The sequence below is a fragment of the Ornithinimicrobium sp. CNJ-824 genome, assembly GCF_001942405.1.
GTDB classification, from domain to species: domain Bacteria; phylum Actinomycetota; class Actinomycetes; order Actinomycetales; family Dermatophilaceae; genus Ornithinicoccus; species Ornithinicoccus kibberensis.
The window spans coordinates 45057-60139 of record NZ_MKKA01000061.1; the positions used below are offsets into that span (position 1 = coordinate 45057).

At 75.2% G+C, this 15083-nt stretch carries 17 protein-coding genes and 1 pseudogene; 7 read left to right on the plus strand and 11 right to left on the minus strand.

Going from position 1 to position 15083, the window contains the following annotated elements; genetic code table 11:
• Positions 1-28: 28 nt before the first annotated feature.
• The 7 genes from tsaD to BJF81_RS20050 all read right to left on the minus strand — a co-directional run bounded on the left by tsaD (position 29) and on the right by BJF81_RS20050 (position 4959).
• Positions 29-1099 (minus strand): tRNA (adenosine(37)-N6)-threonylcarbamoyltransferase complex transferase subunit TsaD, encoded by a 1071-nt coding sequence (tsaD, locus tag BJF81_RS15595; protein ID WP_075959103.1) that lies wholly within the window; start codon positions 1097-1099, stop codon positions 29-31.
• Entirely contained in the window at positions 1096-1353 is a 258-nt protein-coding gene (locus BJF81_RS20035) for a GNAT family N-acetyltransferase (RefSeq protein WP_075959104.1), read from the minus strand. The genes tsaD and BJF81_RS20035 overlap by 4 nt, the downstream gene beginning before the upstream one ends.
• Positions 1350-1601: a hypothetical protein gene (locus BJF81_RS20040; protein ID WP_075959105.1), complete on the minus strand. Its 252-nt coding sequence runs from the start codon at positions 1599-1601 to the stop codon at positions 1350-1352. The genes BJF81_RS20035 and BJF81_RS20040 overlap by 4 nt, the downstream gene beginning before the upstream one ends.
• The gene (gene tsaB / locus BJF81_RS15610; protein WP_075959106.1) at positions 1598-2275 is read right to left on the minus strand and encodes a tRNA (adenosine(37)-N6)-threonylcarbamoyltransferase complex dimerization subunit type 1 TsaB; all 678 of its coding nucleotides are present in this window, start codon (positions 2273-2275) and stop codon (positions 1598-1600) included. The genes BJF81_RS20040 and tsaB overlap by 4 nt, the downstream gene beginning before the upstream one ends.
• 61 nt (positions 2276-2336) lie before the next feature.
• A complete protein-coding gene (locus tag BJF81_RS15615) occupies positions 2337-3560 on the minus strand; it encodes an HD-GYP domain-containing protein (protein ID WP_075959107.1) in 1224 nt (407 codons plus the stop codon).
• The gene (locus tag BJF81_RS20045; RefSeq protein ID WP_075959108.1) at positions 3557-4399 is read right to left on the minus strand and encodes an HD-GYP domain-containing protein; all 843 of its coding nucleotides are present in this window, start codon (positions 4397-4399) and stop codon (positions 3557-3559) included. Before BJF81_RS20045 ends, BJF81_RS15615 begins: the two co-directional genes overlap by 4 nt.
• Positions 4393-4959 (minus strand): hypothetical protein, encoded by a 567-nt coding sequence (locus BJF81_RS20050; protein ID WP_075959109.1) that lies wholly within the window; start codon positions 4957-4959, stop codon positions 4393-4395. The genes BJF81_RS20045 and BJF81_RS20050 overlap by 7 nt, the downstream gene beginning before the upstream one ends.
• A 403-nt stretch (positions 4960-5362) precedes the next feature.
• Here BJF81_RS20050 and BJF81_RS21685 point away from each other — a divergent pair, with 403 nt between their 5' ends.
• On the plus strand, positions 5363-5437 hold the full coding sequence (locus tag BJF81_RS21685; protein WP_373288732.1) for a 50S ribosomal protein bL37: 75 nt from the start codon (positions 5363-5365) through the stop codon (positions 5435-5437).
• Between the two features lie 80 nt (positions 5438-5517).
• Here BJF81_RS21685 and rsrA read toward each other — a convergent pair whose 3' ends face one another.
• From rsrA to BJF81_RS15640, 3 genes are all read right to left on the minus strand, one after another.
• Complete coding sequence (gene rsrA / locus BJF81_RS15630; protein WP_075959110.1) at positions 5518-5814, minus strand: mycothiol system anti-sigma-R factor; 297 nt, start codon at positions 5812-5814, stop codon at positions 5518-5520.
• Positions 5811-6476, minus strand: a complete 666-nt coding sequence (locus tag BJF81_RS15635; RefSeq protein ID WP_075959165.1) for a sigma-70 family RNA polymerase sigma factor — start codon at positions 6474-6476, stop codon at positions 5811-5813. Before BJF81_RS15635 ends, rsrA begins: the two co-directional genes overlap by 4 nt.
• A 149-nt stretch (positions 6477-6625) precedes the next feature.
• A complete protein-coding gene (locus BJF81_RS15640) occupies positions 6626-7507 on the minus strand; it encodes an SGNH/GDSL hydrolase family protein (RefSeq protein ID WP_075959111.1) in 882 nt (293 codons plus the stop codon).
• A gap of 97 nt (positions 7508-7604) precedes the next feature.
• Here BJF81_RS15640 and BJF81_RS15645 point away from each other — a divergent pair, with 97 nt between their 5' ends.
• The 6 genes and pseudogenes from BJF81_RS15645 to BJF81_RS15670 all read left to right on the plus strand — a co-directional run bounded on the left by BJF81_RS15645 (position 7605) and on the right by BJF81_RS15670 (position 13666).
• Positions 7605-8849 carry a pyridoxal phosphate-dependent aminotransferase gene (locus BJF81_RS15645; RefSeq protein ID WP_075959112.1) on the plus strand — a complete coding sequence of 415 codons (1245 nt, stop codon included), beginning with the start codon at positions 7605-7607 and terminating at the stop codon, positions 8847-8849.
• Between the two features lie 14 nt (positions 8850-8863).
• Positions 8864-9702, plus strand: a pseudogene (locus BJF81_RS15650) (SOS response-associated peptidase).
• Positions 9699-10400, plus strand: coding sequence for an alpha/beta hydrolase family protein (locus BJF81_RS15655; protein WP_075959113.1), 702 nt, complete (start codon positions 9699-9701; stop codon positions 10398-10400). The pseudogene BJF81_RS15650 and the gene BJF81_RS15655 overlap by 4 nt, the downstream one beginning before the upstream one ends.
• Positions 10397-11698 (plus strand): 3-phosphoshikimate 1-carboxyvinyltransferase, encoded by a 1302-nt coding sequence (gene aroA, locus BJF81_RS15660; RefSeq protein ID WP_075959114.1) that lies wholly within the window; start codon positions 10397-10399, stop codon positions 11696-11698. The genes BJF81_RS15655 and aroA overlap by 4 nt, the downstream gene beginning before the upstream one ends.
• Complete coding sequence (gene rsgA / locus BJF81_RS15665) at positions 11698-12711, plus strand: ribosome small subunit-dependent GTPase A (RefSeq protein ID WP_075959115.1); 1014 nt, start codon at positions 11698-11700, stop codon at positions 12709-12711. The genes aroA and rsgA overlap by 1 nt, the downstream gene beginning before the upstream one ends.
• Before the next feature lie 28 nt (positions 12712-12739).
• Entirely contained in the window at positions 12740-13666 is a 927-nt protein-coding gene (locus tag BJF81_RS15670; protein WP_075959116.1) for an inositol monophosphatase family protein, read from the plus strand.
• Between the two features lie 108 nt (positions 13667-13774).
• Here the strand turns inward: BJF81_RS15670 and BJF81_RS15675 are convergent, their stop codons facing one another.
• Positions 13775-15076 (minus strand): M16 family metallopeptidase, encoded by a 1302-nt coding sequence (locus BJF81_RS15675; RefSeq protein ID WP_143780908.1) that lies wholly within the window; start codon positions 15074-15076, stop codon positions 13775-13777.
• Positions 15077-15083 lie beyond the last annotated feature (7 nt).

A 15083-nucleotide genomic window follows, 5' to 3' on the forward strand; every position in this document is an offset into this window, starting at 1 on the left:
CGGGGAGCGGGCGGGGCGGTCCTGCCCGTCAGGGGTGGGAGTGACCCGCGCCGACGCCGGACTGGACGAGCTCGACCGGCTGGGACGAGTCCGCCGGCAGGTCGAGGTCCGACGGGGTCCGTCCTCTCTGCACCATCTGGGCGCCCAGGGCCGCGACCATCGCCCCGTTGTCGGTGCACAGGCCCGGCCGGGGCACGCGCAACCGGATGCCGGCCGCGTCGCACCGCTCCTGGGCCAGGGCCCGCAACCGGCTGTTGGCCGCGACCCCCCCGCCGATGAGCAGGTCGTCCACCCCGTGCTCGGTGCAGGCCAGCACCGCCTTGCGCGTCAGGACGTCCACGACCGCCTCCTGGAAGCTGGCGGCCACGTCCGCGACCGGCACCGGCTCCCCCGCCTGCTCGCGCGCCTGGACCCATCGCGCCACGGCCGTCTTGAGGCCGGAGAAGGAGTAGTCGAAGCGGTGCCGCTGCAGGTCCCGCCCGGAGGTCAGCCCCCGGGGGAAGTCGATGGCCACCTGGTCGCCCTCCCGCGCGGCCCGGTCGATGTGCGGTCCACCGGGGAAGGGCAGGCCCAGCAGCCGGGCCACCTTGTCGAAGGCCTCGCCCGCCGCGTCGTCGATCGTCGCGCCCAGCGAGCGGATGTCGGAGGTGACGTCGGGGACCAGGAGCAGGTTGGAGTGCCCTCCGCTGACGAGCAGGCCCATGGTGGGCTCGGGCAGGGGCCCGTGCTCGACGACGTCGACGGCCACGTGCGCGGCCAGGTGGTTGACCCCGTAGATCGGCCGGTCGAGGGCCACCGCGAGGGCCTTGGCCGCCGCCACGCCGACGAGCAGGGCACCGGCCAGGCCCGGACCGGCGGTGACGGCGACCGCATCGACGTCCTGGAGCCGCACTCCCGCCTCCCGGCAGGCCCGCTCGATGGTCGGCACCATCGCCTCGAGGTGGGCACGGCTGGCCACCTCGGGGACGACCCCTCCGAACCGGGCGTGCTCGTCGACGCTGCTGGCGATCGCGTCGAAGAGCAGGGTCCCTCCCCGGACGAGACCCACCCCGGTCTCGTCGCAGCTCGTCTCGATGCCCAGCACGAGTGGTTCGGTCACGGCAGCGACAGCTCCTTCCTCAGGACCAGGGCATCGACGGCGGAGCCGCCGTCGGCGGACCGGTAGTAGCCCCGCCGCAGGCCGACCTGCTCGTAGCCCGCCGCCGCGTACAGGTGACGGGCCGCGGGGTTGTCGGCCCGCACCTCCAGCATCATCGCACCGGCGCCCGAGTCGCGGGCGTGGTCGTGCAGACGTTCCAGCAGGCGGCTCCCCCAGCCCCGTCCCCGCACCTGGGGACCCACGGCGAGCGTCATGCGTCCGCGGTCTCCCCGTCCGAGCTCATCCCTGCGTACCCGAGGACCTGCTCATCCTCGACGGCCCCGCCCGTCCCGCTCGCGACCGGCCCTGTCAGCACCCAGTAGGAACGGGTCGGCCGGCCGGCCAGCTCGGACCAGAAGGTGGCCGCGGACCACGCGTCGGTCGGGAAGCACCGACGCTCCAGCCGCGCCATGGCGGCGAGGTCGCGCCAGCCGGCCGCCCGCAGGGTCGTCGACCCGGTCACGGCCGTCGCCCCCCGCCGGCGACCGCGTCCGGGCGGCGCAGGTACAGCGGCTCGGGCGGCAGCAGGGCGGTCCCCGCGTCGGGGTGCTCCCCGCTCAGCAGGCCCTGCGCCAGGGTCGCCAGCACCCCGGGGTCGACGTCCCCGGCCGCGTGGACGAGCGGACTGGGCAGGTCGTCGGGGTAGAGCGAGGACCCCCGCCCCACGGTGGGCAGGTGCCGCACCTCCTCGGGCAGGTCGGCGGCCCGGGAGACCCCCGGCCCCTGGATCCGCCGGGCGGCCCGGCCGCCCACCTCGTAGACGGCCCAGTAGACCTCCTTGCGCCGCGCGTCGGTCGCCACCAGCAGCGGCCCCTCGTGGCGTCCGACGACCCCGTGGGCGAGGGCGTCGAGCGAGCAGACCCCGTCGGGGGCGGGCAGCCCCAGCGCGTGGGCCATGACGAGCCCGGTCACCACACCGACCCGCAGACCCGTGAACGGGCCCGGGCCGACGCCGACCACGATCCGGGTCAGCCTGGTGCGGTCGACACCGGCGTCCTGCAGGACCCGGCGGACGGCGGGGGCCAGCAGCTCCCCGTGCCTGCGTGCGTCCTCGCTCACGGCGCGGGCGAGCACCGTGCTCCCGTCGTGCAGGGCCGCGCCGACGGTCGTCGTGGAGGTGTCGATCGCCAGGAGCACGGACCCAGGCTAGCCGCTGCGGGCCACCCGGGCCCGCGAGGCCGGTCCACCCGCCCGCCGTTCACCCCACCCGGGTGAGCCGGTCCGCGGCGGAGGAGGTGAGCCGTCCACGCCGGACCAGGTGCCGTACGAGCGCCTCCACCACCTCGGGGTCGTACTCGTGCGGCGTGCTGCGCAGGAGCCGGGAGAGCGCCTCCACCGGCTCGTCGGGCCCCGTCGCCCCCTGGACGAGGTCGTCGTAGGCCGAGACCACCCGGACCACGCGGGCTGCGGGAAGCACGTCGCCCCGCGCCACGGCCCGGTGGTGGGGCAGCCCGACGTCGGCGACGGCGGCGGCGAGCCGCGAGAGCTGTGCCGTGCGGGCCAGGATGGCCGCCCCCGTCCCGGCGATCCGGCGCTGGTCCCGCGGGGAGACCTCGACGGTCGCCCCGCCGGGGACGGGTCGGCGCAGACCGACCTGCCCGACGTCGTGCAGCAGCGCGACCGCCTCCACGTCTGCCAGGTCGGGGTCCGGGACCCCCACCTCCCGCGCCACGGGCACGGCGAGGGTGGCGACGCGGTAGGCGTGCCCGCGTGCGGTGAGGCCCGCCTGGTCGGTCAGCCGGGCCAGCGCGAACAGGGTCTGGCGCTGGGCCGCCCGGATCGTCCGCTGGCGGGAGACGGCGGTCTGCAGGACGCCCAGGGGCACGAGGAACAGCACCAGCGCCACCGGCCCGAGCACGTGCATCGACAGTGCCATGACGGCGGCGGTCGAGGCCGTGGCCAGGGCGAGCAGCCCGTGCCGCCCCAGGTCGTCCGCCAGCGCGGCGAGGACGGACACCCGCTCGGCCCGGGCCCGCAGGACCGAGCGGCCGGCCACCGGCACGGCGACGGTGGCGACCGCTACGGACAGCAGCAGCAGGGCCACCAGCCCGCTGCGGGACCCTGGTCGTGCGGTCCCCTCGAGCAGGGTGCTGCCGTCGGGGCCGGCCACGCGGGCCAGCACACCGGCCACGAGGACGGTGCCGACGGCCCGGGCAAGGTCGGGCCCGAGGCCGGCCGTCGATCTCCGGGCCACCGCGACGATCAGGACCGCCCCGGTGGCCAGGGACGCAGGCCCGAGCAGGCCGGTCAGCCCCACGGGGGGGTCCCCGGAGGCGGGCCAGGCGGTGGACACGGCGGCCGCGATGCCGGTCGCCTGGGCCAGGGGGGCGTCGCGCACGGCACCGGGCGCGGCCACCCGCCAGGTCTCCCCCAGGATCATGACGGCCAGCACGACGAGCGCTGTCCCCACGGTGAGGGTCATGGCTGGCGCTCCGCACCCTCGGGCTGCCATTCGGCGAAGACGTCGCTGATGCGGGGGTCGTCGTGATCGACCCACCCGTCCGCGGGCAGTGGGTCGAGGACGGGGGACCCGGTCCCGGCGGTGCCATGGGTCGTCGGGCTGCTCCCACCCGCCGCGGTCCCCACGACGGTGCCGGCCAGCACCTCGACGACGGCGGGGTCCAGGTGACTCCCGGCCCGCCGCCGCAGCTCCGCCACGGCGGCGTCCCGGTCACCCGTCCCGTGCCCGCGGTCCACCGTCAATGCGTCGAACGCGTCGGCCACGGCGATGACCCGGGCGGCAATGGGGATCTCTTCCCCCCGCAGCCCGTCGGGATAGCCGCGGCCGTCCATCCGCTCGTGGTGGTGGCGCACCGCGGGCAGCGCCCCGGTGAGGAAGTCCAGCCCACGAAGGACGTCCACCCCCGCCACCGGGTGGCTGCTGAGCAGGCTGAGGCGTCCGGCCGGCTCCGGGTCCGCGTCTCCCCCGCCGTGCAGTCCCGGTCGGACGGCGACCATGCCGATGTCGTGCACCAGGGCCGCGTAGTGCAGGTCGTCGGCCGCCTGACCTCGGATCCCCAGGGCGGGAGCCATCCGGTCCACGAGCTCCGCGACCCGGGCGCTGTGTCCCACGGAGGTGGGCTCAGCCTTCTCCAGGGTGGCCACGAAGGTGGTCACCGTCTCCTGGTGCTCACGACGGGCAGCCACCTCCCGGCCGATCGACCAGTGCGCGACGAGGAGCGGCCCGAGCACGAAGAGGGCGCTGAGGGCCCCGAGGCGGGCCGGCCCCCACAGCACCGCGAAGAGGAAGGCGATCACCACGTGCGACAGGTAGCCCCACCCCAGCTGCGCAGCACACGGGCCACCATCCCCGGGACGGCTGTGCCCTTCATGAAGTGCGACATCAAGGCGATGGCCACCGCGTTGAGGCCCGTCATCGCGGCGTAGGCGAGCAGCAGCGGCAGACCCACCCTCAGCAGCAGGCCGGGAGGGTCGACCGGGTCCGCCCCCTGGACCCGGACCCCTCCCAGCGCAAGGTAGACCAGCCCACCGGCGGCGCCGAGGAAGCCCGTCATGGCGACGTTGAAGAACCTCGTCCGCCAGCGGGTTCGGCGTGGGTCCAGTGCGTAGGAGACCCCACCGACGAGGACGGCCCCCGACGGTCCGGCCAGTGGCAGAGCGGCCGCGAGCACGACCATCGCCACGGAGACCCCCAGGTGCGGCCCGAGGTCGCGCTCGCGGAGGGCCACCCCGGCGACCCCGAGGACCGCGAGGGCCAGCACGACCACCGGGTCCGGGGGGCCGGCCCCTCCCGCCCGGGTCCATCCCCACCAGCAGACGGCGGTGGCCAGGACGCCGAGCAGGAGGATGTAGAGATCCACCCGCGCGGACGCGGGGCCGACGCCCCCACGTCGGCCCCGCGTCGCAGGGGTGTGCTTCGTCAGTCCTCCCAGGAGACCACGTCGATGACGTTGCCGCCGAAGGAGGAGAGGAGAGCGGTGAGGAGCTGGTACATGTCGGGGGTCCTTTCGTCCGTGTCCCGTGGGGACACCCGGGGGTGACGGTCAGGGGGAGACCGTGGGGCCACTGTCCCACACCGCGGGCCGACCTTCCTGCCGTCTGGCCCGGCGGCGGACGAACTTTAGCAAGCCTTTACCCAACGTGTGATCCAGATCACAGTCTTCGTGGGTCCTGAGGATCGCGTGTGCGATGATGGCTCGTCGCCACCCCTGCCGTGACCGGCCGGAGGCCGACCGTCCCGTCCCTCATCCCCAGGAGGCCACCATGAGCAAGCGAGCCCGCAAGCGTCGTGACCGCAAGAAGAAGGCCGCCAACCACGGCCGCAAGCCCAACGCCTGACCGGTAGGCGCGCAGGAGGGCCGGACCCCCGACGGGGACCGGCCCTCCTGCCGCGTCCCGGGCCGTTCCGCAGGGCTTGGTCAGCGGTCCCGACGGTCCCGCACGACGGTGACCGACGTGGTCGTGATCCGGGTGAGGATCTGCGTGCGCAGGGCCGCCGGCGCCGGCTCGCAGGCGCACGCCCGACGCACAAGCGCCTTGAGCAGCAGGTCGCGCTCGTACTCCGCCAGACACGAGCCGCACTCGTCCAGGTGCTCCCGGATGCGGGCCTGGTCCACCGGGCCCGCCTCGTTGTCGACGAACTCGAACAGCCTGAGCACCACGTCGGCGCAGTCGGCCGGACCGCGCGCCGGACGGTTCTCCTCGTGGTGGTTCATCGCCGGGCCTCCTCGGGGGAGGAGATGACGCCACGCTCGACGGCGTAGTCGGTGAGCAGCTCCCGCAGCTGCTTGCGCCCCCGGTGCAGCCGGGACATCACGGTGCCGATGGGCGTGTCCATGATCTCGGCGATCTCCTTGTAGGAGAACCCCTCCACGTCGGCCAGGTAGACCGCGAGCCGGAAGTCCTCCCCGATCGAGGCCAGCGCCTTGGTGACGTCGCTGTCCGGCAGGTGGTCCAGGGCCTCCGTCTCGGCCGACCGGAGCCCCTTGGAGCTGTGCGAGGCGGCCCGGGCCAGCTGATAGTCCTCGACCTCGGCCGCGTCCGACTCCAACGGCTGCCGCTGCTTCTTGCGGTAGGTGTTGATGTAGGTGTTGGTGAGGATGCGGTACATCCAGGCCTTGAGGTTCGTGCCGGGACGGTACTGGTGGAACGCCGCGAAGGCCTTGGCATAGGTCTCCTGCACCAGGTCCTCCGCGTCCGTGGGGTTGCGGGTCGTCCGCAGGGCGGCGGAGTACATCTGGTCGAGCAGGGGCATGGCCTCGCGCTCGAACCGGGCGACGCGCTCCTGGTCGGTCTCGTTCTCGACGTCGACCGTGGCGTCGGCCTCGGCGAGCGCCTGAGCCTCGAGCTCCTCGATCGTGGGCTGGTGGGTGTCCATCGACGTCCAGCCTAGCCCGACGTCGGCCACCAGCGCGCTCGCGCCCGTCCGCTCGCCCGGGGCGTGGGTGGTGATCAGCACCGGCTTCCTCCTGCCTGGGTCGGTTCGTTGTCGGCAACGGCCCGCCCGGCCGGAGCATTCCCGGCGGCTCAGGGACCGGTCAGCGTCCCGTCCACCGTGCGGGCCCACAGCGCGGCCCCGTCCTCGTCCGGGTGGACCGTGTCAACGAGCAGGGCCGCCGGGTCCCCCGTCGCCTCGAACGCGGCCGCGACGTCGATGGTGGGCAGGCCCTCGGCCGCGGCCAGGTCGGCGAGCGCGGCGCGGACCTCGGCGTTGGCGTCGTCGGCCTGCGGCTGCTGCAGCGTGACGACGACCGGCAGCCCGCCACCGAAGCGCTGCCGGAGAGCCTCGAGCGTGTCCGCGGTGCCCGACCGCACGCTGTCCACGGTGTCGTTGTGGCCGTAGTTGAGGATGACCAGGTCCGGCTCCTCGGGCACCAACGTCTCCAGACGGCCGGCGGGATAGGCGGCACCGGCACCCGACTGGTGGCCCGCATACAGCGTCACCGTCCCGCCGTCCTGCCCCGGGCCCAGCTCCACCGGGTCGATGTAACCGTCCTCGGTCCACTCGTTCCAGGAGACGACCTCGACCGGCCGGTCCGAGGCCAGGGTCCGACCCCACTCGTGGACCCACTCCCACGTCTCGTTGCCGGTGGAGTCCCCCAGCGCGGCGACGACGACGGGCGCCCCGTCGGCCAGGACGTCCCGCACGGCGTCGAGGTCCGGTGGTCGGCCGGCCCCCGTCGCGGCGGCCTCGTCGGCGGTTCCACCGGTCGTGTCCCCGGGCGCCCCCGAGGTCACCGCCGAGAGGTCCGCCACGAGCCCCACCGGCCCGGTCGGTCCGCCCTCGGACGAGGGGTCGGTCGGCCCACGGTCGGGCGCGGGGCCGGTCACGGACGTGAACGTCAGCGCGGTGAGCACCCCGGCGACCAGCACCAGCAGCAGCAGTCCGACGTCCTGGAGCCTTCTCATCGGGCCACCTCCTCCGGATCCGAGCACCGGGTGGTCGGGGCGCCACCGCGTCCAGTGCCCTGGCAGGGTACCCGCTGCGGGGTGCGACGATGGTCCCGTGAACCCCAGCGTCCGCCACCACCCCCTTCGCGAGCTGACCCAGCCGGTCAAGCTGCAGAACGTCCTCTACGAGATCCGCGGCCCGGTCGCCGCCCGCGCGGCGCAGCTGGAGGCCGAGGGCCACCGCATCCTCAAGCTCAACATCGGCAACCCGGCGCCCTTCGGCTTCGAGGCCCCGGACACGATCCTGCAGGACATGATCGCCGCCCTGCCGACCGCCCAGGGCTACTCCGAGTCCAAGGGGATCCTCTCCGCCCGCCGCGCCGTCGTGTCGCGCTACCAGGAGGAACCGGGGTTCCCGGACCTCGACGTGGACCACGTCTACCTGGGCAACGGCGTCTCGGAGCTGATCATGATGACGCTGCAGGCCCTGCTGGACCCCGGCGACGAGGTGCTGGTCCCGGCCCCCGACTACCCGCTGTGGACCGCTGCCACCTCGCTGGCCGGGGGGACCCCGGTGCACTACCTGTGCGACGAGCAGGACGGCTGGAACCCCTCGGTCGAGGACATCCGCAGCCGGATCACCCCGCGGACGAAGGCGATCGTCGTCATCAACCCCAACAACCCCACGGGGGCGGTCTACTCCCGCGAGGTGCTCGAGCAGATCGCCCAGCTCGCCCGCGAGCACTCGCTGCTGCTCATGGCCGACGAGATCTACGACCGCATCCTCTACGACGGCGCCCGGCACACCTCGATCGCGGCGCTGGCGCCCGACCTGCTGTGCCTGACGTTCAACGGCCTGTCGAAGACCTACCGGGTCGCCGGCTACCGGGCGGGCTGGGTCGCCATCACCGGGCCCACGCACCACGCCAGGGGCTTCCTGGAGGGCATCGAGCTGCTGGCCTCCACACGCCTGTGCCCCAACGTCCCCGCCCAGCACGCGATCCAGGTGGCCGTCTCTGGGCACCAGAGCATCGACGAGCTCATCGCCCCCGAGGGTCGGCTGACCCAGCAGCGCGACGTCGCCGTCTCGATGCTGGGCCGGATGGAGGGGGTCTCGGTCGTCGAGCCGCAGGGCGCCCTCTACGTCTTCCCGCGGCTGGACCCGGACGTGCACGAGATCCGGGACGACGTCCAGCTGTGCCTGGACCTGCTGGAGCAGGAGAAGATCCTCGTGGTCCACGGCACCGGGTTCAACTGGCCCACCCCGGACCACCTGCGGATCGTGACCCTCCCGTGGAGCGTGGACCTGCGCGCAGCGCTGGAGCGGATGGGCAACTTCCTGGCCAGCTACCAGCAGTGAGGTGACGGGCAGCCATGTGCGGCAGGTATGCGGCCACCGCCCACCCGGAGGAGCTCGTGGAGGCCTACGAGGTGGTGCTGGACGCCACCGACCAGCCGTCCCGCAGCCTGCTGCGCTCGCCGCAGCAGCCGCCGCCGGGGCGCCCCGACCACAACGTCGCCCCGACCAAGCAGGCACCGGTCGTCCTGACCCGGGCCCCGCGAGGTGGGGGTGAGGACGCGCAGCCGGTAAGGCAGCTGCGCCTGCTGACGTGGGGCCTGGTGCCCTCGTGGGCCAAGGACCCCTCGGGCGGCACGCGGATGACCAACGCGCGCGCCGAGACCGTCCTGGACAAGCGGGCCTTCGCCCCGGCCGCCGCCCGGCGACGGTGCCTCGTCCCGGTCACGGCTGGTACGAGTGGCAGCTGAGCCCGGTGGCCCGGGACGCCCGGGGACGGCCGCGCAAGCAGCCCTTCTTCATCAGCCGTGCCGACGACGTCCCCCTCGCGCTCGCCGGGCTGTACGAGTTCTGGAAGGTGCCCGACGCGGCTCCGGACGACCCGTCCTCCTGGGTCGTCTCCTACACCATCGTCACCACGGCCGCCGAGCCCGGGCTCCACCGCATCCACGACCGGCAGCCGGTGGCCCTCGACCCGCAGGCGTGGGAGGCCTGGCTCGACCCCGGCCTGACCTCCCCCGCCGACGTGCGTGCGCTGCTCGACGGGACGAACGTCCCGGGCAGGTTCCAGGCCTGGCCGGTGAGCACCGCGGTCAACTCGTCCCGCAGCAACGGACCCGGCCTGGTCGAGCCGCTCCCGGCGGACCAGCTGGAGGGTGCCGTGGACCCGGCCACCGGAGAGGTGCTCGGGCGGTGAGGGCAGGCACGGCCGGAGCGGCGGAGCAGCTGGTCCCGACGGACGAGGGTCCCGGGCGGGTCCGGGTCTTCCCCGCCCCCTCCCCCGTCGGGACCCTGCTGCTGGGTCACGGCGCGGGCGGCCGACGCGACACCCTGGACGTGCTCGCCCTCACCTCCCTGGCGGACCACGGCTGGACCGTGGTCCTCGTCGACCAGCCGTGGCGGGTCGCCGGGCGACGCGTGGCCACGGCGCCCCCGCGGCTGGACGCGGCGTGGCTGCAGGTCCTGGGCGCCCTGTCCGAGGACGAGGGCCTCGGCCTCGACCCGCTGCCCCGGCCGTGGGTGCTGGGGGGTCGCAGCGCGGGTGCCCGGGTGGCCTGCCGCACCGCGGTCCTCGACGACGGCACGCCGCGGCCCGGGGTCGCCGCGGTCGTCTGCGTCGCCTTCCCCCTGCACCCCCCGGGGCGGCCGGACCGCACCCGCGCGCCGGAGCTGGCGGGGCCGGTGCGGGCCGGCCTGCCCACGCTGGTGGTCCAGGGGAGCGCCGACCCGTTCGGGCGGCCCGAGGAGGTCGTCGCCGCCGTCACCGACCCGCGGCTCACGGTCGTCCCGGTCCCCGGCTCCCACTCCGCCACGCGGGACCTGCCCGCGCTGACGGACGCCGTCCGTAGGCTGCTGGCCACCCTGCCCCCCGACCCCGAGGACGCGCCGCGATGACCCACCCCCAGATCTGGGCGGCCCCCGAGGCCGCCGGGCCCGTCCGCGCGGCGGTCGAGGTTCCCGGGAGCAAGTCGCTGACCAACCGGTGGCTGGTGCTGGCCGCCCTCGCCGACGGGCCCTCGGTGCTGCATGGTCCGTTGCGCTCCCAGGACAGCCTGGCCATGGTCGAGGCGCTGCGCACCCTCGGTGTCGACGTCGACGACCGCCGCGACGACCTGTGGCGGGTGGAGCCGCCGGACCGGCTCCGCGGCTCCGTGACCGTCGACTGCCACCAGGCCGGGACCGTCATGCGTTTCCTGGCCCCCGTCGCAGCCCTGGCGGACGGCCCGGTGCGCTTCGACGGCCACCCCTCCGCGCGCGCCCGCCCGGTGGGGCCCGTCCTGCAGGCGCTGCGGGACCTGGGGGTCCAGGTCGACGACGGGGACCGGGGCACCCTGCCCTACACCGTCCAGGGCGCCGGCGCCGTGGCGGGAGGCCGGGTCCGGATCGACGCCTCGGCGAGCTCGCAGTTCGTCTCCGCGCTCCTGCTGGCCGCCCCCCGCTTCACGACCGGCCTGGAGCTCGTGCACGTCGGCGCCGCCCTGCCGAGCCTGCCCCACGTGGAGATGACCGAGGCGGTGCTCCGTCTGGCCTCGGTGCGGGTAGACCGCCCCGGCCCGACGAGCTGGCGCGTCGAGCCCGGCCCGGTCCACGGTCTGGACGTCCAGGTCGAGCCGGACCTGTCCTCCGCCGCCCCCTTCCTGGCCCTGGCCGCGGCCACGGGCGGGCAGGTGACGGTCCAGGGCTGGCCGTCCGCCACCACCCAGCCCGGGGACCGGCTGCCGGAGCTCCTCGGGCGGATGGGGGCCAGGACGTCGCGACACTCCGACGGTCTGACGGTGCACGGCCCGCCGGGGGGCCGGCTGGAGGGCGCGGACCTGGACCTGTCGGAGGTCGGGGAGCTCACCCCCGTGGTCACCGCCCTGTGCCTGCTCGCCCGGTCGCCGAGCCGGATCCGTGGGGTCGCGCACCTGCGCGGACACGAGACGGACCGGCTGGCCGCCCTGACCACCGAGATCGGGCGCCTGGGCGGTGACGCCAGGGAGCTGGCCGACGGGCTGGAGGTCCACCCCGTACCGCTCCACGGGGCCGAGCTGAGGACCTACCACGACCACCGGATGGCCATGTTCGCCGCGGTCGTCGGGGCCGTGGTCGCGGACGTGCGGGTGCAGGACGTGGCCTGCGCCGACAAGACCTTCCCCGGTTTCGACCAGGTCTGGGAGACGGCCGTGGCCACCGGCAGGAGGCAGGTCTGATGGGCCGCTACGACCATCTGGACGAGTCGGTCGTGCGCGAACGGCCCTCCCGCCGCAACACCCGACCACGGTCCAAGGACCGGCCGGCGCACGAGGACGCCGTGACCGGGGTGGTCGTGGGGGTGGACCGGGGCCGGTACACCGTGCGGGTGCAGGACCGGACCGTGGTCGCGATGCGGGCGCGGGAGCTGGGCCGCACGCGGATCGTGGTCGGTGACGTCGTGGGCATGGTGGGCGACACCAGCGGCGACCCGGACACCCTGGCCCGCATCGTCCGGGTCGAGGACCGGCGGACCGTGCTGCGCCGCAGCGCCGACGACAGCGACACCGTGGAGCGGGTCATCGTGGCCAACGCCGACCAGCTCGTCATCGTCACCGCGGTGGCCGACCCGGAGCCGCGCACCCGGATGGTGGACCGGTGCCTCGTGGCCGCCTACGACGCGGGGATGGACCCCCTCCTGCTGCTCACGAAGGCCGACCTGGGGGATCCGGAGGAGTTCCTGTCCCACTACCGCGCGCTGGACGTGCCGCACGTGGTGAGCCGGGGAACCTCGGACGGGGCCCTCGACGCCGTCGGCGTGGCGGAGATCGGTCGGCACCTGGCGGGGCGCACGAGCGTCCTCGTCGGGCACTCCGGCGTCGGCAAGTCGACGGTGGTCAACGCCCTCGTCCCCGGCACCGACCGGGCCACCGGCCCGGTGAACGTGGTGACCGGGCGCGGACGGCATACCTCCTCGTCCGCGGTCGCCCTCGAGCTGGCCGGGGGCGGGTGGGTCGTCGACACGCCGGGGGTCCGGTCGTTCGGCCTGGGCCACGTCGACCCGGCCACGTTCGTCGAGCACTTCGAGGACCTGGCCCCGGGCACCGCGCTGTGCCCCCGCGGGTGCAGCCACGACGAGCCGGCGTGCGGGCTGGACGAGTGGGTGAGGCGGGAGTCGGTGCCCCACGGGGTCGAACGGCTCGGGTCGCTGCGACGGCTGCTGCGCAGCCGCTCCGGCGAGGAACGCGGCTGAGGCCGCAGGAGGCGGTTACGGTGGGCCGGTGCCCGCCTACGACGACGACCTGCGCCTGGCCCACGTCCTTGCGGACGCGGTCGAACGCACGGCGCTCGACCTCTTCGGATCCCCGGACCTGCAGGTGTCGGTGGGCGACGACGGCGCGCTGTCCACCCAGGCCACGGCCCGGCTGGAGGACCTTCTGCGCCACCAGCTGGGGCGGACCCGGCCGCGCGACCGGGTCGTCGGCCGCGCCCACGAGGAGACGGGCCAGGGCGAGCGGTGCTGGGTGCTCGACCCGGTCGACGGCACCGCCAACTACGTCCGGGGGGTGCCCGTCTGGGCGACGCTGATCTCGCTCGTCGTCGCCGGTGAGCCGGTCCTGGGGCTGGTCTCGGCACCGTCCCTGTCCCGCCGCTGGTGGGCGGGCATGGGCTCGGGGGCCTGGACGGGCCGTGCCCTGACCCGGGCGTCACGGGTGCATGTCAGCGACACCCGGGTCCTGGCGCACGCCTCGGTGTCCGCCGACGAGGTGGCGGCCTGGTCCCACGGTCCGCACGGGGCGGGGTTCGACCGCCTCACGGACCGGGTATGGCGTACGCGCGCGTTCGGGGACTTCTGGAGCCACGCCCTCGTCGCCGACGGCGCGGTCGACGTCGCCCTGTCGGCCTGGATGGACGGGTTCCAGGCCTCGACGCTCAGCGCCCTGGTCGCCGAGGCCGGCGGGCGCACGAGCACCCCGGAGGGGCTGCCGGTCGGCCATGGCGACCCCCGGCGCGCCTCCAGCGTCGTGGCCACGAACGGTCTGCTGCACGACGAGGTCCTCACGCTCCTGGGCTCAGGCAGCGCCGCCGGACCGGTCGCCGGGCGCGCAGCGGCTTCCGGGCAGGTGCCCGGCCCTGCCGTCCACGCGTCCGAGGGCCGGGGCCGGCCGTCCGGCCCACCCCCCGGTGGGGAGGAGCCGCAGGGCTGACGGACCGCCCGCCACCGCGGGCCGTCTCCCGCGCGGAGCTGACGCCCCGTCAGCGTCGGGAGTCGTCGTCCTCGTCCACGACCTCGAGCTGGCCCACCTCCAGCTGCTCTAGGCCGGCCGTCCGGTCGGGGTCCCCCACCAGGACCACCGTCCACGGGGCGGACGCCCGCACCTCTCCCAGGCCGCCCCGACCGCGTCGCGCTCCAGCCCGCGCACCTGGGACAAGGTCTGCGTGACGGTGTCCAGGGCCAGCCCCTCCCCCGCCAGCGACACCAGCTCGTCCGCCACGGCGTCGGCGGTGGCGTACCGCCCGGGGGCGGTCATGGCCACGAAGTCCGCCGCCTCCCGGACCTCCCGGTCGGTGATCTCCGGTCCGGGGACGTCGAGGATGCGGAGGGTCTCGGCCAGCGCCGGGACGGTCACGTCGGCCCGCACGGATCCGGCGACCACCGTGGTGCCGCCGACGCTGCGCGGCCGGAACCCCAGGCGCACGCCGTAGGTGTAGCCCCGCTCCTCGCGCAGCACGCGGTCGAGGCGGGCGTGCGGGGCTCCTCCCAGGAGCATGGCGAGGACCTGGTAGGTGCCCCAGCCCCGGGGCGTGCGCCGGTCGGGGCCGGGCCGGCCGAGGTAGATCTCGGTCTGCGCCAGGCCGGGGCGCGGGACGAGCACGGTCCGGTGGGCCCGGTCCGACCGGCGTGCGGGTCCGGGCGCCCCGGCCACCTCGTCGTCGCCCTTCCAGGCGCCCACCGTGGCCGCCACCGTGCCGACCGCGGACGGGGCGTCGGAGAGGTCGCCGACCAGGACCACGGTCGCGCCCCGGGCGGTCAGCTGCGCGTGCCGGTCGCGGAGGTGGTCGCTGGTCAGCCTCGAGACGGTCGCCGTCGTCCCGCCCACCGGGAGGTGGGGACGGTCCCGGGGGTCGAAGTAGGCGGCGGTGAAGGCCCGGGCGGCACGGACCCCGGGGTCCGCGTGCTCGTGGGCCAGGTCGACGAGCCGGTGCCGCCGCAGGCGGTCCACCTCGGCCTCGGGAAAGCTCGCCGAGGAGAGGCACTCGGTCAGCAGGGCCAGCGCGATGCCGAGGTGACGCCCCGCGACCTCCAGACCAAGGTGCACGCCTCGCTCGCCCGCACCGGCACCCCAGGCGATGCCGTGACGTTCCGTGAGCTCGGCCAGCTGCTCCCCGGTGTGCTGGGACGTCCCCTCGTCGAGGGCGCGGGCCATCAGCAGGGTGGCGCCCTCGGTCCCGCGCTCCTCGTCGGAGACGGGCAGCGGCAGGAAGACCCGGAGGGAGAGCACGTGCTGACCGGGGAGGTCGACGAGCAGGAGCCGCATCCCGTTGGGCAGGGGCACGACGGACGGCTCCGGGAAGGACCACGGGGCAGGGGGACCCACCTGCGGGCGCTCGGTCACGCGGCCG